The sequence below is a fragment of the Pseudaeromonas pectinilytica genome (assembly GCF_054780855.1).
The window spans coordinates 1-19,600 of record NZ_BAAGVN010000005.1; the positions used below are offsets into that span (position 1 = coordinate 1).

15 protein-coding genes are annotated in these 19,600 nt (G+C 56.1%); 6 read left to right on the forward strand and 9 right to left on the reverse strand.

The features are described 5' to 3' along the window. Positions 1-323: 323 nt before the first annotated feature. Entirely contained in the window at positions 324-956 is a 633-nt protein-coding gene (locus tag ACYVG7_RS00365) for a TetR family transcriptional regulator (protein ID WP_460881275.1), read from the forward strand. A gap of 127 nt (positions 957-1,083) precedes the next feature. On the opposite strand, the gene ACYVG7_RS00370 is transcribed toward ACYVG7_RS00365, so the two are convergent. From ACYVG7_RS00370 to ACYVG7_RS00385, 4 genes are all read right to left on the reverse strand, one after another. Continuing rightward, complete coding sequence (locus tag ACYVG7_RS00370) at positions 1,084-2,274, reverse strand: amino acid aminotransferase (RefSeq protein ID WP_460881276.1); 1,191 nt, start codon at positions 2,272-2,274, stop codon at positions 1,084-1,086. A gap of 137 nt (positions 2,275-2,411) precedes the next feature. Next, the gene (locus ACYVG7_RS00375; RefSeq protein ID WP_460881277.1) at positions 2,412-3,371 is read right to left on the reverse strand and encodes a hypothetical protein; all 960 of its coding nucleotides are present in this window, start codon (positions 3,369-3,371) and stop codon (positions 2,412-2,414) included. A 39-nt stretch (positions 3,372-3,410) separates the two neighbouring features. Next, a complete protein-coding gene (gene lpxM / locus ACYVG7_RS00380; RefSeq protein ID WP_460881278.1) occupies positions 3,411-4,358 on the reverse strand; it encodes a lauroyl-Kdo(2)-lipid IV(A) myristoyltransferase in 948 nt (315 codons plus the stop codon). Between the two features lie 101 nt (positions 4,359-4,459). After that, entirely contained in the window at positions 4,460-5,455 is a 996-nt protein-coding gene (locus tag ACYVG7_RS00385) for an adenosine deaminase (protein ID WP_460881279.1), read from the reverse strand. 75 nt (positions 5,456-5,530) lie between these two features. On the opposite strand from ACYVG7_RS00385, the gene ACYVG7_RS00390 reads away from it, so the two are divergent. Next, positions 5,531-6,436 (forward strand): HAD-IIA family hydrolase, encoded by a 906-nt coding sequence (locus tag ACYVG7_RS00390; protein WP_460881280.1) that lies wholly within the window; start codon positions 5,531-5,533, stop codon positions 6,434-6,436. 162 nt (positions 6,437-6,598) lie between these two features. After that, on the forward strand, positions 6,599-8,272 hold the full coding sequence (gene asnB, locus ACYVG7_RS00395; protein WP_460881281.1) for an asparagine synthase B: 1,674 nt from the start codon (positions 6,599-6,601) through the stop codon (positions 8,270-8,272). A gap of 70 nt (positions 8,273-8,342) precedes the next feature. On the opposite strand, the gene ACYVG7_RS00400 is transcribed toward asnB, so the two are convergent. Then, the gene (locus ACYVG7_RS00400; protein ID WP_460881282.1) at positions 8,343-10,049 is read right to left on the reverse strand and encodes a glycoside hydrolase family 36 protein; all 1,707 of its coding nucleotides are present in this window, start codon (positions 10,047-10,049) and stop codon (positions 8,343-8,345) included. A gap of 400 nt (positions 10,050-10,449) precedes the next feature. On the opposite strand from ACYVG7_RS00400, the gene ACYVG7_RS00405 reads away from it, so the two are divergent. The 3 genes from ACYVG7_RS00405 to cdd all read left to right on the forward strand — a co-directional run bounded on the left by ACYVG7_RS00405 (position 10,450) and on the right by cdd (position 12,567). After that, a complete protein-coding gene (locus ACYVG7_RS00405) occupies positions 10,450-10,818 on the forward strand; it encodes a CidA/LrgA family protein (RefSeq protein ID WP_460881283.1) in 369 nt (122 codons plus the stop codon). After that, complete coding sequence (locus ACYVG7_RS00410) at positions 10,815-11,510, forward strand: LrgB family protein (protein WP_460881284.1); 696 nt, start codon at positions 10,815-10,817, stop codon at positions 11,508-11,510. The genes ACYVG7_RS00405 and ACYVG7_RS00410 overlap by 4 nt, the downstream gene beginning before the upstream one ends. A gap of 124 nt (positions 11,511-11,634) precedes the next feature. Then, a complete protein-coding gene (gene cdd / locus ACYVG7_RS00415) occupies positions 11,635-12,567 on the forward strand; it encodes a cytidine deaminase (RefSeq protein WP_460881285.1) in 933 nt (310 codons plus the stop codon). Between the two features lie 350 nt (positions 12,568-12,917). On the opposite strand, the gene trpB is transcribed toward cdd, so the two are convergent. From trpB to ACYVG7_RS00435, 4 genes are all read right to left on the reverse strand, one after another. Then, complete coding sequence (gene trpB, locus ACYVG7_RS00420) at positions 12,918-14,141, reverse strand: tryptophan synthase subunit beta (protein WP_460881286.1); 1,224 nt, start codon at positions 14,139-14,141, stop codon at positions 12,918-12,920. 332 nt (positions 14,142-14,473) lie between these two features. After that, positions 14,474-18,424: an ATP-dependent RNA helicase HrpA gene (gene hrpA / locus ACYVG7_RS00425; protein ID WP_460881287.1), complete on the reverse strand. Its 3,951-nt coding sequence runs from the start codon at positions 18,422-18,424 to the stop codon at positions 14,474-14,476. Positions 18,425-18,648: 224 nt separating this feature from the next. Continuing rightward, entirely contained in the window at positions 18,649-19,143 is a 495-nt protein-coding gene (locus ACYVG7_RS00430) for a GNAT family N-acetyltransferase (RefSeq protein WP_460881288.1), read from the reverse strand. Next, positions 19,140-19,424 (reverse strand): type II toxin-antitoxin system TacA family antitoxin, encoded by a 285-nt coding sequence (locus ACYVG7_RS00435; RefSeq protein ID WP_460881289.1) that lies wholly within the window; start codon positions 19,422-19,424, stop codon positions 19,140-19,142. The genes ACYVG7_RS00430 and ACYVG7_RS00435 overlap by 4 nt, the downstream gene beginning before the upstream one ends. Positions 19,425-19,600 lie beyond the last annotated feature (176 nt).

A 19,600-nucleotide genomic window follows, 5' to 3' on the forward strand; every position in this document is an offset into this window, starting at 1 on the left:
ACCTGTTTCGGGTGGACCAAATGATACGTCAGTGGGAGAGATCTCAGTAAAAACCGGAAATAACGCCAGAAATGTCGAAAAAACAGCCTAAACAGGCTGATTCGATGTGTTTGCGGGAAAAAAATCGGCCCAGATCCGCGAAATTTTAATCAGCGAGTCAGCTTGGGAAGAAATGACCTGCTTATTCGCACCTTCCCTANACAGGTGAGTGATAAAATATACAGCAGATGAACGGCGTAAGATTTAGCTAATTCAGTAGCAATATTAGCCTTATCTTATGATAATGAATGCGTTATAGGACCGGTTCGGAGACATGGAGCAAAATGGTAATGCGACCGTACAGGCGAGCAAGACGGCAAGAAGAAAAAACAGATCGAGTAGAAGCCATCCTGGCATCAGCGAAAGGTTTATTAGCCAATAATACTCTCGACGAATGTAATCTCAGCACAATAGCGGGTGAAGTCGGTATTACCAAAGCCGCTCTGTATCGCTATTTCCGAGTCAAGGAGCTGATATTTCTCGAAATTTATCGCCGAGAGTTGGCTATTCTGTCGCCATCACTGCAACAGGTATTTCTGGCGCCCAGCGTCGAGAAACTGGCCGCAGCATTGGTTGCACAACCCCTGTTTTGTAAATTGACCGCTGTTCTGGCTGATGTCTTGGAAAAACCCCTGACCGAAGAAGAAGCCATCGCATTCAAAACCTATATTTTGCAAGTTTTTGAACCATTAGGCATACAACTCAACCAGCAATTTGGTATGAGTTTGGATCAGGTTATCAACTTGTTGTTACATATTTTCGCTGCCATCGTAGGCTGTTGGAAGCTCAGTCATCCCAGTGCCATGATGACACTTGCGCTGCAAAATGAAGTTTTAGCACCGTTCCGGGCCGATTTTCATCAGTATCTGCAGCAGCATCTCACCATGTTGCTAGGCCAAATCATACCCGCGAGTTGACGCGTCAGCGTCGGCCAAGAGTAAATTCTGAGTTAACTATCTATAAAAATGAAGCCATCAATGATGGCTTCATTTTTATGCGCCATATAATGGCGCCGAATGAACCAACACATTCGGCGACAACGCATCACAACACCTTGGCAATGGCCTGACAAAGAGCGTCAATGTTACCACTGGTGATCCCGGCGACACTGATACGTCCTGAGCCAACGATATAGACCGCAAATTCATTCTTCAGCCGCGCGACCTGATCCTTGTTCAAACCGGAGAACGAGAACATACCGTTCTGCTCGGTCATGAAGCTGAAGTCTTGCTGGACGCCTTGCTCCTTGAGCTTGGCGACAAACAGCTCACGCATCTGCCAGATCCGATCCCGCATCTGGGTCACTTCCGCAATCCACTCCTGTTTGAGCGCGGCGTCCTTGAGGACAGTGGTTACTACGGCGGCACCGTGTGCAGGCGGATTGGAATAGTTGGCCCGGATCGCTGCTTTGACCTGACTGAAGGCGACATTCGCAACCGCCTCGGCTTCGGTCACCAGGGTGATGGCCCCGACCCGTTCGTTATACAGACCAAAGTTCTTGGAAAAAGAGCTAGCAACTAGCAATTCGCGATTGAAGCGAGCAAACAAACGCAGACCCGCCGCATCTTCATCGACGCCACGGGAAAATCCTTGATAGGCAAAATCGAAGAACGGCAGCAATTGGCGCTCGGCACAGAACTTGGCCAGCACTTCCCATTGTTCGAGAGTTGGGTCAATCCCGGTCGGGTTGTGGCAGCAACCGTGCAGCAGCACCACATCACCAGCCTGGGCTTGGGACAAGGATTGCAGCATGGCATCGAAGTCGAGTCCACGGGTCGCCGGGTTGTAATAGGTATATTCCCCGGTCTCTAAACCCGCCGCACCGAAAACCTGGAAGTGATTCACCCAGGTTGGATTGGAAATCCATACCTTGCGACTGAGTTTTTGCCGGGACAGAAATTCGGCCCCAATGCGCAGGGCACCTGTGCCACCTGGAGCTTGTGCCGTACGAGCGCGCTTGCTGGTGACAATCTCGTGATCAGCACCAAACAGCAAATGCTGCACCAACTGGCCATATTCAGCATTGCCTTCAATGCTCAGGTAATTTTTGGTCTTTTCCGTGTCCAGCAGGATTTGCTCTGCTTTTTTGACGCAGGAGAGGATCGGTGTGTCTCCGGCATCATTCTTGTAAATACCAACCCCCAAATTGATTTTGTGGCTACGGGCATCGTTACGGAACTCATCGGTCAGACCCAGAATCGGATCAGCGGGTGCGGCGGTTACCTGTTCAAACATGTTAATCCCTGTCTTTGTTTGGTTGTCGATGGCAGCTGGCCTGCTCCCGCTGTTGACCCCGCACGGGGCACCAGACGGGTGCGAGTGCCAGTTATATCACTCTGCCGAATGGTAAAAAATGGTTTTTCTCCAGATTGTCACGGCAAGAGAGCAGAAAGCTGATCCTGCACAAACAGCGTCATCGCTTCATGCTCCAACCAACGCTGCTGATCAATCAAGGAGGCCAGTGACAACTGCAGTGAGGTCGGGATTTCAGCTAGACGCCACCGCGTGTCCATAGGTAATGGTTTCCCCATCCGGGCAGCCAGCGCAGGCAGTTCTTGGGGCAGTAATAAGTGCAGTGGCCGCTTGAGGCGTTCAGCCAGGTGAAGTTGGTGAGTCAGTGCACGGGGATGTAAATCACCGAAATGGCACCAGGTAAAGTTGGGCGTCAACGCTGAGATAAAACGCACCGCGAGCCCGGTATGCTGCGGCGGAGTCAAGAGTACCAGCTGTCCAGCTCGCGGTTGCAAGGTCACGAAGGCAGCCCTGCTTTCTACCGTAATGATCTGTTCAGGCGGTGCCTCGGTCCAGAGCACCTTGTGCAGTTGTTCAAGAGCCGCTTCAGGCAGTATCACCTCACCAAGCAACTGCAGTTGCGGTTTGGCATCCAGCAAACCGCCCTGGGTAAAGAACAGATTGAACGGCACCTGAGTGCGGATCCGGAGCAGACCGTCCAGGGTTGCGTAGGTTCCCTCGGCCGCCAGCGTAGCCAGTTCGTCATCGCCCCAGCGATAATCGCGGCTCCCGCGGAGCACGGCGGCCAACACCTTCCGATGAACCCGGGGTGGCAGTTCCAGCGCCAGTTGCTGCAGATCCAGCTCCACATCGGGTTGCTGATGCAGCTGCAACTCCAACAGCGCATGTTGAAAGTAGTGACGCCCCACAGGCGTTATGCAGTAGGAGCCTGCAGCAGCCAAGGATTCGACCCAGCCCTTTTCCTGCCATACGCTCAGCTGCAGCAACGCCCAGCGCTTGCGGGCCGTGATGGCCTCCGATCCGAGTAATGCTTCGACCAGAGTCCGGGTTGCCGGATCGGCCAGCTCTTTGTAATCCACCCTTGCATCCTTTTCGGGTTTATTCAGAACGTCTTGGAACTAGTCATACACCTTGGTCAAATCCCCGGCTGGACGAGTCCGGAAGTATTTGAGGAACCACATATACTGCTCGCGTCTGGGGTCGAGCATGATCTCGATTTCCTCATTCATGCGCCGGGTATCGGCCTCCAGATCCGCTGTTGGATAAGGCTCCATGGCTGGACGGAAAATTAACTCATAGCATCCAGACTGCGGGTTATAGGCACTGAACATCGGAATCACGCTGGCACCGGCTAATTTGACCAACTTGGGTAACGCCGGCAACGTCGCCTTCATCTGGCCAAAGAACGACACAAACAGGCTCAAGTCCGCGCCATGATCCTGATCCGGCAGATAGAAAAAATGAAATCCGTCCCGCATGGATTTAATAGCCGGTTTGATACCGACGCTACGCTCGTAGATCTTGCCGCCAAACCGCGCCCGCTGCCGATTGATAAACCAGTCATACACAGGGTTTTTTGCACTATGCATCATGGTACACATGGGTAAGCCCAGGGCGGTCATATACAAGCCAGCCAGATCGATGGCCCAGGAATGGGGGATCATGAAGATGATTGGCTTGCCGGTCGCCAATTCCCGAGTCACATGCTCCCACCCCTCGATGGTGAAGCGGCGCAGGAACATGGATTTGGGCAGACTGGTCGCTTCAGCAAATGCCAGGAACGTCTGCAAGCCGATTTCGATACTGCTTTTGAGCAGCGCTTCACGCTCGGCCTCGGTTTGCTCGGGGAAGCAGAGCCGGAAATTAGTACGCGCCACATTGCACTGCCGTTTGGAAAAACGGATCACCAAGGGGGCGAAGCTGCGGGCAAACCCGTCACGCAGACGCACCGGAAACCAGGCCAGCACCACTAATAGCAACAAACTGATCCAGGTAGGCCAATGGCGAGGATGGAGAAAGCCGGGTTTAAAACGGGTATCAAAGACCGGATCACGGGATGTCGACATGCACACCTACACTCGTTCGAAAATCATAAAATCGCGTCATGATAAAGAAAACCCCCGTCAAGATCACCTCGCGGGGGTTGATTTACCCGAGCTGCCAATCATCAGACATAGGCAAGAATGCGTTGTTCCAGCACTCTTTTTTGCTTGTCGCCCAACCAACTGGCTTCCACCGAATTGAGTGCCAGTTGCCGTAACTGCTCTTTGGAGGCCTGTAGATGATCAACCAGGGCCTGATAATTGGCCCCCATGTAACCACCAAAATAGGCGGGGTCATCGGAGTTGACCGTCACGCACAGCCCCTTATCCAATAAATCCAGAATAGTGTGTTCGGCCATAGTGGCATAGACGCACAGGCGAGTATTGGAGAGCGGACACACCGTCAGCGGCATTCGCTCGGCTGCCAAGCGCGCCAGCAATAAGGGATCATCCATGGCCCGTACCCCATGGTCCACCCGATCCACATGCAGCAGATCCAGGGCGTCCCAGATATAGGATGCTGGCCCCTCCTCACCGGCATGGGCGACCAGGCGCCAGCCCTCTGTCTTGGCACGGGCGAACACCCGGGCAAATTTTTCGGGCGGATTGCCCAGCTCCGAAGAGTCCAGACCAATACCGTGGATCAACGCTTTGAAGGGTAACGCCTGTTCCAGTGTCGCAAAGGCCGATTCCTCAGACAGATGACGCAGAAAGCACAGGATCAGGCGACTGGTAATCCCCAACTCCCGCTCCCCCTGCTCCAGCGCCGACTGTATGCCCAGAATAACCGTCTCGAAGCTGATGCCTCGCTGGGTGTGGGTCTGGGGATCGAAGAAAATTTCGGTATGGACCACGTTGTCCTGCTGGCAACGCAGCAGGTAGGCCCAGGTCAAATCAAAAAAATCGGCCTGGGTCTGCAACACCGCAGCCCCCTGATAATAGAGATCCAGGAACGACTGCAGATTGGTAAATTGATAAGCAGACCGCAGGCTGTCGACATCCGGATAAGGCAGTTCAATATGATTCCGTTCGGCTAATGCGAAGAGCAGCTCCGGCTCCAGCGTCCCTTCGATATGCACATGCAGCTCGATTTTGGGTAACCCGGCGACAAACTTGTCCATTACTTCATACTCCGCCATTCAGGTACATGCTTCGGCTCATTGATGGTATGCAGATTAACTTGGTAAAACTGCAATTTGAATTCAATTTCCACGACTAATGCCATAAACCCGCAGATTATTCTGCTGATGCACGCGTTCAAGTCACGGATAACAACAAACATTGCAAAGCTCTTGAACTCCAGATACAACCTGAGGGATGCACCATATGTAGCCAAGGAGCACCATTTGAGTAGTAAGCGAAGTGTTATCTGTGATATCGACGGCGTGATTTTACACAATAATCAGCTGATCCCTGGCGCCGATGGCTTTGTGCATCGCTTGATTGAACAGGAAACCCCTCTCCTGTTCGTTACGAATTATCCCGGACAAACCCCCAAAGACCTGCAAAATCGCTTTCAAAGCGCAGGGGTCCATGTACCCGAAAACTGTTTTTATACCTCGGCGATGGCCACCGCAGCCTTTCTCACCCGTCAGGAAGGCCGAAAGGTCTATGTGGTGGGCGAAGGGGCTCTCACCCATGAACTCTACATGGCTGGTTTCAGTATCACGGATGTGGATCCTGATTTTGTGGTGGTCGGCGAAACTCGAAACTACAACTGGAACATGATCCAGCAAGCAGCCCAGTTTGTTGATCGAGGAGCTCGCTTCATTGCCACCAACCCGGATACTCACGGCCCGCATATGTATCCCGCCTGCGGTGCTCTGTGTGCGCCCATCGAGCGGATGACGGGTAAGCAGCCATTTTATGTTGGTAAACCCAGCGCCTGGATCATCCGTGCCGCCTTGAACAAGATGCAGGCCCACTCGGAAGACACCATGATCATTGGCGATAATCTGCGCACCGATATTCTTGCCGGCTTTCAGGCCGGGCTCGAAACGGTGCTGGTCCTCTCTGGTGTCAGCAAGATGAGTGATATCGACAAGGTGCCCTACCGTCCGAATCATATTTTTGAGTCAGTAGCCGACATTGACCTGATCTAAAGTGACGATTTTCCACGCAGTTGCACCAAACTTGCCGTTGAATGCTCTGAAACTGACATTTCTGCTTGCAGTGGGTCGGCGCCCTCTGGCAGATTGGCGGGTGAGGAATGAAAAGGACCAGTGGGCCAACGTGGGGCCCAACTATTCGAGGATAAAGGAAGCATGTGTTCTATCTTTGGTATTCTGGACATCAAATCTGACGCCGTTGCCTTGCGCAAGACCGCGTTGGAGATGTCCAAGCGTCTGCGTCATCGTGGCCCTGATTGGTCTGGTATTTACAGCACCGATAAAGCCATTCTGGTACACGAACGTCTGTCAATCGTGGATCCGGGTAATGGTGCGCAACCGCTCTATAACCCTGAACGAACTCACGTCCTGGCCGTAAACGGCGAAATTTATAATCATAAAGATCTGGAAAAGACGCTGAGCGTCGATTTTCAGTTCCAGACTGGCTCGGATTGCGAAATCATTCTGGCCAAGTATAAGGAGAAGGGCCCGGCCTTTCTCGACGAGATCAACGGTATTTTTGCCTTCATCCTTTACGATGCCGAGCAAGATGCCTACCTGATCGGTCGTGACCATATGGGCATTATCCCCATGTATATGGGTTATGACGAGAATGGCAATTTCTATGTTGCCTCCGAGATGAAGGCGCTGACTCCGGTCTGCAAGAGTGTCCAGGAGTTCCCGCCAGGACATTACCTGTGGAGCAAGGACGGCGAGCTGACCCGCTATTATGAGCGGGACTGGATGGAATACGACAACATCAAGGATAACGTCACCGACAAGCTGGCGCTGCGCGATGCACTGGAAGACGCCGTTAAGCGTCAACTGATGTGTGACGTGCCTTATGGTGTCTTGTTATCCGGCGGCCTCGACTCCTCGATCATCTCCGCTGTCACCAAGCAGTATGCGGCTCGCCGCGTGGAAGATGACGGCAAGTCCGAAGCCTGGTGGCCACAGCTGCATTCGTTTGCTGTTGGTCTCACCGGCTCACCGGATCTGGCTGCGGCGCAAAAAGTCGCCGATCACCTAGGTACCATCCACCACCAGATCACCTTTACGGTGCAAGAAGGTCTGGATGCCTTGCGTGATGTGATTTATCACCTGGAAACCTACGACGTCACTACCATCCGGGCTTCCACCCCCATGTATCTGATGGCTCGCTATATCAAGGCCATGGGTATCAAGATGGTGTTGTCCGGTGAAGGCTCTGATGAGTTGTTCGGCGGTTACCTCTACTTCCATAAAGCACCCGATGCCAAGGAATTCCACGAGGAAACGGTTCGCAAGCTGTCGCAATTGCATATGTACGACTGTCTGCGGGCGAACAAATCTATGGCGGCTTGGGGTGTGGAAGGTCGCGTGCCTTTCCTCGACAAGGAGTTCATGGATGTCGCCATGCGTGTCAATCCGAAAGACAAGATGTGCGGCAACGGCAAGATTGAGAAGCATCTGCTGCGTGAGGCCTTCGAACACTATCTGCCGAAAGAAGTGGCCTGGCGTCAAAAAGAACAGTTCTCTGACGGTGTCGGTTACTCCTGGATCGATAGTCTGAAGGTGCATGTCGAGAATGAAGTCAGCGATCAGATGTTTGAGGCCGCCAGCTTCCGTTTCCCGATCAACACACCGTTGACCAAGGAAGCCTACTTCTACCGCGCCATCTTCGAAGAGCATTTCCCGCTGGAATCAGCCGCGCGCTGTGTGCCTTACGGCAAGTCAGTGGCCTGCTCCACACCGAAGGCGCTGGAATGGGATGAGCAATTCAAGCTGATGGCCGATCCGTCAGGCCGTGCCGTGATGGGCGTCCATAACGAAGCACTCACCCAAGACTAAGCAACTTGGGGTGAAGCTGACATCAAAAGGCCTGCAAATGCAGGCCTTTTTTATGATCGAATGGCAGGCTTTATACCCTGGCCGGATGCCATATCACCAAACCGCCATACGCCGGCAGAGTCCACTCACCCTGCGGCAGCGGCTCTTGCGACCAAAAATCCTGGCTCGCAAGCGGCAACTCCAGAGTCATCGGATCCGCTTGCCAATTGAAATAGCAACACAGGGTCCCCTGCTCCCACGGCAGTTGGCCCAGAAGATAACGATCATCGGCAAACCGCGCCGCCGGTGCCCGCGCTTGGGCCAATTTCTGCAATCCAGCCACCACCTGTTGTTGATAGGTTCCCAGATCGGCTAACCGATCACCTAATAACAACATGCCACCGCAAGCCGCCATCATAGCGGCATGAAAGCTGTATTCGGCCGGGCTAGCACTCTGCCCTGGAATGTCCAGCAAACACAGACAATCCGGATCCAGTTGCCAGAGTGTGTCGGCCTGCCAGCTGCGGGAGAAGATCTCCCGGGCAATCTGTCGGAAACGATGGCCGCTACGCTCCACATCATCCGCAACCCGCATGCCATGAACCAAGCCAAGGGATGGCCAGAAGGGGGCGTTACAACCGAGCAAGAAGACGTCGTCACCGGTACCCTCAAGGATGGCGGCCATCCCCCGGCGATAGGCCTGGATCCGCGTAGCACGCCGATCCGCAAACTGGCCGCCGTGCAGCGCACCCCAGAAGTTGGCATCCAGCTTGAAATAGCGAATGCCATATTCATGTCGCAAGGTATGAAATAGCTGTCGTAGATGTTGCTGCACCGCAGGTAAGGTGCCATCGAGCACATACCAGGGAGTACAGCGCCAGCCGCCATAGGTCACTTTTTCGGCCGGTAGTGGCGTGCCGTCAGCATCCCGAATAAACCAATCCGGATGCTGCTGGAAAATCTGCGAACCCGGCTCGGCAATAAAGGGGGCAACCCAGAGCGCAGGCTCCCGGCCTGAGTCGCGGATTGAGGCCAGTAGCGGTAACAATCCCCCGTCGAAGCGATCCGACGGCAGTAACCAATCCCCCATAGCACTCTGATAACCGTCATCAATTTGCACATACTCGAGCGCAGGAAAACGTTGCTGCATCTGCAGCACATTTTCTTCAATCGCCTTACGGGTGACCTCGGCGTAGTAGTGATACCAGGAACACCAGCCCGTCGCACGGGGCTGAGTTGGCAGCGCAGGGTGCGCACGATTGATGTGCAGGGAGAACTCGGCAAGCAGTTGTGATTTATCTTCCCCTGTGAGGATCACCAACGACTCACTGTCCCAGTGCGCACCTGGCAGCAGGCTCAAACCTTCGGTGTTCATCAGGATCTGCAGTCGGCCGTCCGGGTAGAGGCGAAACTCGCCGCCGAAGCGGTGACAACTGGCAAATCCCAGCAGGATCCAGCCGCCATCGCTCTGATACATCAGCAGATTGTGAATGCTGTGATAGCCGTCATCCGGGGTGATGCGATAGACACTGGCATCGGGGCAGCGCCCGATCGGCTGTGGCTCAGCCCAGGTGCCATCAGTTTGTGCCAGCATCTGGAAACCTTCGCCATAGATGGGAGTCGTGGACGTAGCGGCTAAGCCGTCGAACAACAGCCATTCGCCCAGGCGGATGGCTGCCGGGCTGATATTATCCAGCCGCACCGACCAGACCGCGCCTTGTCGCGCAGGTGTTGCCAGCAAACCTGCGGCAGGTGAATACGCTGTCAGCGCGTCAAACCAGGTGGTGGGTGTTTTCATACAATCGGATCCCTGCTTGGATAGGTCTAGGTGCCGGATGGCAGCGACAAACATTTTTTCAATTTATACCTTTACACGAAAAAATCTGCGCTATAGTTAAGTTGCTACTTAGATTCGGAACAGTCATTGGGTAGCAGTAAACGACCGCTATACTGGGGGTCGACGTAAGTAGAGTTAATTCATGTACCATGTAACACACTGCCTCAAGGGCAGCGAGCAACAGTAAGGGCAAGTCAGAACACCGACTTGCCCTTATTCATTTCTAGCGCTCTGATTTACAGTGTAACTGCTGTAGATAAACATGAACTGAACGCGACGCCACAGACTCATGATTCCGCCTGCCGAAACCATAAGAACATGGTAAAGTGTGAGCCATCCGTGATTTTTGGTTGTATCGCATATGACGAATCAGCAGATGCTACAGCGCCTGATCGGCTATTTGGGTAGTTTTCTTATCATCTTGGCCTGTCTTGCCGTCGGCAAATGGATCTCCTCGCTCCTGCCATTCGCGTTTCCCGGCAGCATACTGGGTATGCTGATCCTGTTCATACTATTGAACTTCCAACTGGTGCGCATGCACTGGATTGAGCCCTCGGCCTCCTTGTTACTCCGTCATATGGCGTTGCTGTTTATTCCGGTTGCGGTCGGACTACTCGCCTATCTGGATACCGTCATGGCCTCCCTCGGAGTGATCATGTTGAACGTGGTGCTGGGGATCAGCTTGATCCTGCTGGTGGTCGGAAGGCTTTATCAGAGAATGAACCGATGATTTTCTACTTCGCTATCCCATTGACGCTGCTCCTGTATTGGTTAACCCGTCAGCTCTACCGGCTAAAGCCGCTGCCGTTTATCAACCCGGTACTGATCCCGATGCTGATCATCATGGCGCTGATCAGCTTCTTTGGTTGGCCCTTAGCGGAGTACCAGTCGGGCGCCCTCCCCATCCACCTGCTGCTGGAGCCCGCCGTCGTTGCGCTGGCCATTCCCCTATACCAGCAAGCAAGCCAGATCAAAGCCCGGCTTAAACCTATCCTGATCTGCTGCTCTATCTCTGTGGTGATCAGCGTCGGTATCACCTTTATCACCTGCAGCCTGCTGCCTGTGCCATCGCAGATCATGAGCTCGATTGCCACCCGCTCGATCACCACACCCTTGGCCATGAGCGTCAGTACCAGCCTGGGAGGTGTTGCGGCCATCGCGGCGGCCATTGTGGTGCTGGTCGGCATTCTCGGTGCTGTCGTGGGTTTCCCGCTGCTGAAGTTATTTGGCGTCACAGATCCGCAAGCCCAGGGACTGGCCATGGGCGCCTGCTCCCATGCCGTGGGGACCGCCGCTGCCGCCGAAAAAGGCACCAGCCAGGGGGCGTTTTCGTCTCTGGCCATGGTGGCCTGCGGTCTGTTGACCGCGATTTTGGCACCGCTGATGTTCGCACTGTATGGCTGGCTAACCTCGGTTCTGTGATCATCCGCACAGCGTGCATCTCGAGAAACGTTTGCCTTTTGCCACCCTGCAAAACTGTGTCCGCTGTGGCAAAACTCCCCGGGGCCTGCTTCATAAAATGGGCCCTCATTCGCTGGAGCCTTCTATGTCATCATCACAGTCACCATCAGCTTTTTCTGTACTCCCTGAGGTTCAACAGGCGGTTCAACAAGCAATTGACCAACTGCCGTCAGCGCTGCAAGCACCGCTCAACCAGCATCTGCAGCAGCATCACTCGCTGGCCGTGATCCCCGCCTCCTTGATGCAGGTATTGATCGAGGCCAGTGGCCTGGATTGCCGGGGGGTTACGCTGGCGCTATTGCCCGTTGCCGCCGCCTACTCCTACGCCCTGATCTCACACTTTCATGTCGGCGCCATCGTCTGGGGAGCCTCGGGCAACTTTTATCTCGGCGCCAATATGGAGTTTGCCCAGCAAAGCCTGGGCCAGACCATTCACGCCGAACAGTGTGCCATCAACCATGCCTGGCTCCATGGCGAGACCGGCTTGGTCGGTATCACCATCAATGCCTCGCCCTGCGGTCACTGCCGTCAATTCATGAATGAAACCATCTCGGCTCAAGGATTGACCGTCTATCTGCCCAGCACTCAGCAAACATTACAGGAGTTGCTCCCTGCAGCATTTGGCCCACGGGATTTGGGCGTAACGGATGCCTTGCTGGTTAGCCAACAGCACTCATTGCCCGCGCTGGAAGAGCCTTCAGACCCTCTGCTGCAAACGGCCAGAGCGGCGGCCATCCGCAGTTATGCCCCCTACAGTCACAGCCATGCCGGGGTTGCACTACGGACCCACCAGGGTGAGATTTTTTGCGGGCGTTATGCCGAAAACGCGGCCTTCAATCCCAGCTTGCCACCCCTGCAATCGGCCCTGGTGATGCTGCGGATGGCCGGATTCGCCCCGGATGATGTGCAAGCGGTGGCGCTGGTAGAGCGCAAGGAGTGCCAAATCAGTCAGTTGGCGGTGACTCAGGCCCTGCTCGAAGCCTACGCCATCACCGAGTTTCACTACCGCCAGCTGTAATTCACCTCGCCGTCGCGGCCAGTGCAGCGGAATACAATGCCTCCGTCATCTGTAATGTCAGTTAAGAGGTTCGAGAGAGACTCCGTCTCTCGCCAACACGCCGTAAACTCATCCACGGGACTCGATGGCGGCATCCCTGCCGCCACCGGTTGGTTTCATGGGGCTGCCAACGGTTGATATCCCCCTGCCGACTCTGAACAGCAGGGGGCCGCCGCTCTGTTTATGGCCGAACGCGCTGCCCAGCTATTTAACGAAATATCTGCGATAGAGAATATAAGAAAGGCTGCATGGTGGAATAACAGAGGGAGCCGAAGCACCCTCTGTTGCAAGGATCTGAAAAGCCGGTGGACTCAGATCAGTGAACCTATGCCGTATTGGGCACCATAGTTCTTGATCACGAAGTCGATATCCTTGTCGCCTCGGCCGGAGAGGTTGACGAGAATGCTGCCCTTCTCGCCTTGCTGAGCCAGCTTGATGGCATAGGCCACGGCGTGGGCAGATTCGATGGCCGGGATGATCCCTTCACTGCGCGAGAGTGTGAAGAAAGCATCGATAGCCTCCTTGTCATCAATCACCCCATACTGCACCCGCCCAGCATCTTTCAAATAGCTATGCTGCGGGCCGACGGCTGGATAATCCAGACCGCTGGCCACCGAGTAGACCTCCTGCGGCTCGCCCTGTTCGTCCTTGAGCATGTAGGACTTGAAGCCATGCATGATCCCGGGCTCTCCCTTGGTCAGACTGGCGGCGTGCTCCCCCGGAATGTCAACGCCACGTCCAGCCGGCTCGACGCCGTGGATCTTGACGCTGGCATCGTTCAAGAAGGCGCTGAACAGCCCCATGGCATTGGAGCCACCGCCGACACAGGCGACCAAATTGTCTGGCAGCTTGCCGGTCATCTGTTGGAACTGGATCCGCGCCTCATTGCCGATGATCGATTGGAAATCCCGAACCATCATAGGGAACGGATGAGGCCCCACCACGGAGCCGATGGCATAGAGCTGGGTCACAGGATCGGCCAGGTAGGCTTCAAAGGCGCCATCGACCGCCTCCTTGAGAGTCTTGCGGCCATGGGTCACCGGTATCACATTGGCACCGAGAATGCGCATCCGCACCACGTTCGGATGCTCCTTGGCAATATCCACCTCCCCCATATAGATGTCACACTCCAGCCCCACGAGGGCAGCGGCGGTCGCCAGTGCCACCCCGTGTTGACCGGCGCCAGTCTCGGCGATCACCTTCTTCTTGCCCATCTTCTTGGCCAGCAGCGCCTCACCCAGGCAGTGGTTGATCTTGTGAGCTCCGGTGTGGTTGAGATCTTCGCGCTTGAGATAGATAGGCGCCCCGTAGCGCTCCGACAGGCTCTGGGCATGAAAAATCGGGCTCGGACGACCGACAAAATGCTGATACAAACGGGTCAGCTCTGCCAAAAATACCGGATCCTGGCGGATGGCGTGATAGGCCTCGGTGATCTCATCAATGATGATCTGTAATTCGGCGGGCACAAAACTGCCCCCAAACTCACCAAAGTAACCTTTAGCATCCGGAAGTGGATGATCGAATGTATTTTTCATAGCAGCCTCCTGCGAACTTATGCGCTTCATGCGAAAGGGTCACAGCATAAGGATTCCATGACCCGTTGGCTGTTAGCCGTGGCACAAAATCTCGCAGGAGTGGCGGCACACCCATGAGCCTGGGCGCCAGTTTCTGAAGCAGCCCCATCCCCACCGGGATAGAGCAAAGGCGTATTAGTTAAGATGTTCGGGAGAGACAACCTCTCTCGCCAACTCGCCGTAAACCCTTCCATGGGGGCTCGATGGCGGCATCCCTGCCGCCAACGGTTGGCTCAAAAGGCTATCTCTCCTTCGCTAACTGACAGGCCTTGCCACGATGGGACCATCTTGCGTCAGATCTTCACCGCTTGGATGGCCTGGGAGACCCGCTTATCCGAGATGGGATAGGGTGTACCCAGGGTCTGGGCGAAGAACGAGACCCGCAGCTCTTCGAGCATCCAGCGGATATCGCTCACCTCCCCCGGTACCGGCTGGCCCTTGGGCAACTTGTTTTTCAGTTGCTGGTACTCCTGCTCCACCGACTGCACCTTGAGCATATAAAGCCGGTCCCGATTCGGATCGGTCGGGATCTTCTCCATGCGCCGCTCGATGGCCTTGAGATAGCGCAGCAGATCCGGCAAGCGCTGGTGACCGGTTTCGGTGACAAAACCGCGATGGATCAGCCGTTCCAGCTGGGTCTGGATATCCGAGTGGGCATAGGCCAGCTCCAGAGTCACTCTCCCCTTGAGGGATTTTTTGATGCCATGGGCGGCGGTCAGGATCTGCTCGACCAGCTTGGCGATCTCGACCACGGATTCGTTGAGATCGGCGCGAATGCGCTCCTTCATCGCCTCGAACTCGTCGGCGTTCCACTTCGGTGCCCCTTGCGCCGCCATCAGCTGATCACAGCCACAGGCGATGCAATCATCTATCAGATCCGCCACCTTGCCAAAGGGGTTGAAATAGAGCCCCAGCTTGGCCTTGTTCGGCAGCTTCTCTTGCAAGTATTTGATGGGATTGGGCACGTTGAGCAGCACCAGGCGTCGCTGGCCCGCCCACATGGCCTGGGCCTGGGCCACTTGGGAGTCAAACAGCTGGATGGCCACCGAATCCTTGTTGTCGATGATGGCCGGATACGCCTTCATCTCGAAACCGCCGCGCTTCTGGCTGTACTCCTGGGGCAGCGGGCCAAAGCTCCAGAGGGTCAGCCCCGCCTGCTCGATATCGTTATCGGCCACCTGGCTTAGGGCCTCTTGCACCTTGCCCTGCAACTCGAGCTTGAGGTTGGGCAGATCCTTGCTCTCGGCAATCTTCTTGCCCTTGTCATCCACCACCCGGAAGGTGATTTTCAGGTGATCCGGCACTGCGCTCAGATCCCAGCTCTCCCGCGGTATGGTCACGCCGCTCATGCGCTTGAGCTGTTTCTCCAGACAATCCAGCAGCGGCCCCATCTCGGGACTGAGCGCCTGATTGAGCGCCGAGGCGTAGTTGGGCGCCGGGACAAAGTTCTTGCGCAGTTGCTTGGGCAGCGCCTTGATGAGCGCAACCAGCAAGTCGTGGCGCAGGCCTGGGATCTGCCAGTCAAAACCCACCGCCTCGATCTGGTTCAAGATGGGTAGAGGAATATGCACCGTCACCCCATCGGCATCGGTACCAGGCTCGAACTGGTAGGAGAGCTTGAGCTTGATGCGCCCCTGGTGCCAGAAGTTGGGGTAGTCGAGATCGCTGATATGGCTGGCATCGCCCTTCATCAGCATCTCGCGCTCGAAGTTGAGCAGCTCCGGCTCGCTTTGGGCGGCCTTCTTCCACCAGGTATCAAAATGACGACCGGTCACCACATCATGGGGAATGCGCTCGTCGTAGAAGGCAAACAGCGTCTCGTCATCCACCAGAATGTCGCGGCGGCGGGACTTGTGCTCCAGCTCTTCCACTTCGGCGAGCAGGGCGCGGTTCTGCTTGAAGAAGGCGTGACGGGTCTCGAAATCCCCTTCCACCAGGGCACGACGGATAAACAGCTCCCGACACAGCGCCGGATCGATAAGGCTGTACTGCACCTCCCGCTCCGGCACTATGGTCAGGCCATAGAGGGTAACCTTTTCGCTCGCGAGCACGGCGCCGGCCTTCTTCGACCAGCGTGGATCCGAATAGGAGCGCTTGATGAGGTGCTGGGCCAAGGGCTCAATCCATTCCGGCTGAATGCGCGCGGCGGTGCGGGCAAATAGCCGCGAGGTTTCGGTCAGCTCGGCGGCCATCACCCACTTGGGCGGCTTCTTGAACAGGCCAGAGCCCGGGAACAGCATGAAACGGGCATTGCGGGCGCCGATAAACTCCTGCTTCTCGCCATCTTTGGTGCCGATATGACTGAGCAGACCGCTGAGCAGCGCCTTATGGATGGAGATGCCGTCGCCGGGGATCTCGTTATGCAGCAGCCCCAACTCGCGGGTGGCTTGGCGCACCTGATAGTGGATATCCTGCCACTCGCGCACCCGCAGGTAGGCCAGAAATTCGTGCTGACAGCGCTTGCGGAACTGGTTCTGACTGTCCTCCTTCTGGGCCGCCTGCAGATAGTTCCACAGATTCAGGAAGGCGATGAAATCTGAATCCTTATCCTCGAAGCGGCGATGCTGCTCATCACTGGCCTGCTTCTTCTCCATGGGCCGCTCGCGGGGATCCTGAATGGAGAGCGCGGCAGTGATGATCAGCACCTCCTCCAGCACGCCGAATTTGGGCGCTTCAAGCACCATGCGCGCCAGACGCGGGTCCAGCGGAATGCGCGCCAGTTGCTTGCCCAGCGGAGTCAGGCGTAATTCGCCAGGCTTGGGCTCCCGTGCCGGGTGACGATGACCTTGGACGGCAGACTGAGCCGATTGCCGGGCGGCCGCGATCTGCTCGCGGGTATCCAGCGCGCCCAACTCTTCGAGCAGGCGCACGCCATCACTGATCTGGCGGCTATCGGGCGGCTCGACAAACGGGAAGCTGGCCATATCGCCCAGCCCCAGAGAGAGCATCTGCAAGATGACCGAAGCGAGATTGGTGCGCAGAATTTCCGGATCGGTAAACTCAGGCCGACCCATATAATCCGCCTCGTCATACAGCCGGATGCAGATCCCGGGCGCAACCCGACCGCAACGGCCTTTACGCTGATTGGCACTGGCCTGGGAGATGGGCTCTATGGGCAGGCGCTGCACCTTGGTGCGCGCCGAATAACGGCTGATCCGCGCCGTCCCCGGATCTATGACATAGCGAATACCGGGCACAGTGAGCGAGGTTTCCGCCACATTGGTGGCCAGGACTATGCGTCGCCCGGCATGGGGGCTGAACACCCGGTTCTGCTCGGCGTTCGACAGCCGCGAGTAGAGCGGCAGGATTTCGGTATCGCGGATATTGCGCTTGCGCAGAGCATCGGCGGTGTCGCGAATTTCCCGCTCGCCATTCATAAAGATCAGGATATCGCCCAGCCCCTCATGGCAGAGTTCGTCCACCGCATCGAAGATGCCCTGCAGCGGATCCTTCTGCTCACTCCCCTCCATCAGAGGGCGGTAGCGGGTCTCGACGGGATAGGTGCGGCCGGAAACCTCGATGATCGGTGCCTTGCCAAAGTGTTTGGCGAAACGCTCCGGATCTATGGTGGCCGAGGTGATGATGACTTTTAAATCCGGACGCCGAGGCAACAGCTGCTTGAGGTAGCCCAGGATAAAGTCAATGTTCAGGCTGCGCTCATGAGCCTCATCGATGATGAGAGTGTCGTATTGACTGAGCAGACGGTCATTCTGGATCTCGGCCAGCAAGATGCCATCGGTCATCAGCTTGACGTAGGAGTCGGTGCTGACCTGATCGTTAAAGCGCACCTTGTACCCCACCGCCGAGCCCAGCTCGCACTTGAGCTCCTCGGCAATCCGGCTGGCAACGCTGCGGGCCGCTAGGCGCCGGGGCTGGGTATGGCCAATCAGCCCCTGGATGCCGCGGCCAATTTCCAGGCAGATCTTCGGCAACTGGGTGGTCTTGCCCGAGCCGGTTTCACCGGCGACGATCACCACCTGATGAGCGGCGATGGCGGCGGCGATATCATCCTTCTTCTGACTGACCGGTAAGTCAGCCGGATACTCGAGTTTGGGAACCTTGCCCGCTCGCTCCTCGGCCCGCAATTGGGCTGCCGCTATCTCCAGCGCCAGGGTTTCGAGGATCGGTTGCCGTTTCTTCTCCGGCACCTTCTCCACACCGCGCAGACGGCGGCTGATACGGAGCCGGTCCATCGACAGGCAACTGGAGAGGGACGCTTGCAATTGGGAAATGGATAAGGACACGAAAGACTCCACAAGAACTTGTGATGCCAACAGAAGAAAACGGGCATCGTCACGGGGCGCTATCCTAGCAGGGATCGGCTCATGAATCAGCATAACGCTTAACCCATGCTAGGCCCCGGTTAGTGACCCAGCTGAGTAGAGGCCTTGATTTTATGAGGTTTTCAACAAAACCGTGATCCAGTGTCTCGCATTCGCCCAGTCCGTAGGCTTTCAGATTTTAGTCCTCAGGATCTGAGGGTATGGAGGCACAGCATCAGGGTCATAGGGTTGTGGGGGGACGGCACAAAACCGTAGTGCTGGTAAAACCCGCGGGCCTGCTCGTTCAGGGCCTGGACCAGCAGGGCACGCACGCCCGTGTTCTGGGATACGCTGATGGCGCGGTTTACCGCATCTTGCAACATCCCCGCCCCCAACTGGATACCCTGGGCGCGACTGTCCACCGCGAGTCGGCCCAGCACCAGCACAGGAACCGGATCCGGCATATTACGGCGGACCGCACCGGTTGCCAGTTGATGAGCCACAGCCCCGGCGGCCAGCGCGTAATAGCCCAGAACCTGATCCGCTTCATCCACCACCACAAAGGTTCTACTGGCACCACTTTGCTGATTGTTCAGCGCCCGGCGTTTGAGCCACTCATCCAGCGACGGCTCCCCACAGGCAAAATCGTTCACCCGATGCACCGCCGTCAAAGGTTGCGGTGCCAAAAGTTTCAAACTCATGGCTCACGGCTCTGGGCATCACTCACCCACGGCGCCTTGACCGCCATCAGCCGCGCCAGCCCCTCGTTATCCCCGGGCGGGGCGTCCAGCATGGCGGCAAACTGCCGGAATTTCTCTTCATCCAGCCCGAAGAACACCTGATCGAGCAACACCGCCTGAGCCCGCTCGCACGAGGCCTCCAGCATAAAGTCCGAGCGGTTTTTACCCAGCAGACTCGCCGCGTGATCGATCAGATCCCGCTGCTCCGGCAAGGCGCGTAAGTTGATGGCAGCAGCTCGCATAACCAGCCCCTATGTAATGACAACAGATACACAAACTCTAGGTGTGTGTGTATCTGTTGTCAATACAAAATACGGAAGCCCTTGTAACCCTTGACCTGATTACCACCATGATTCAGCCCTTCAGGACTACACTTAAAGGGTTCTGTTCTGGAGGGTTAAATCATGGCCAGAAACAA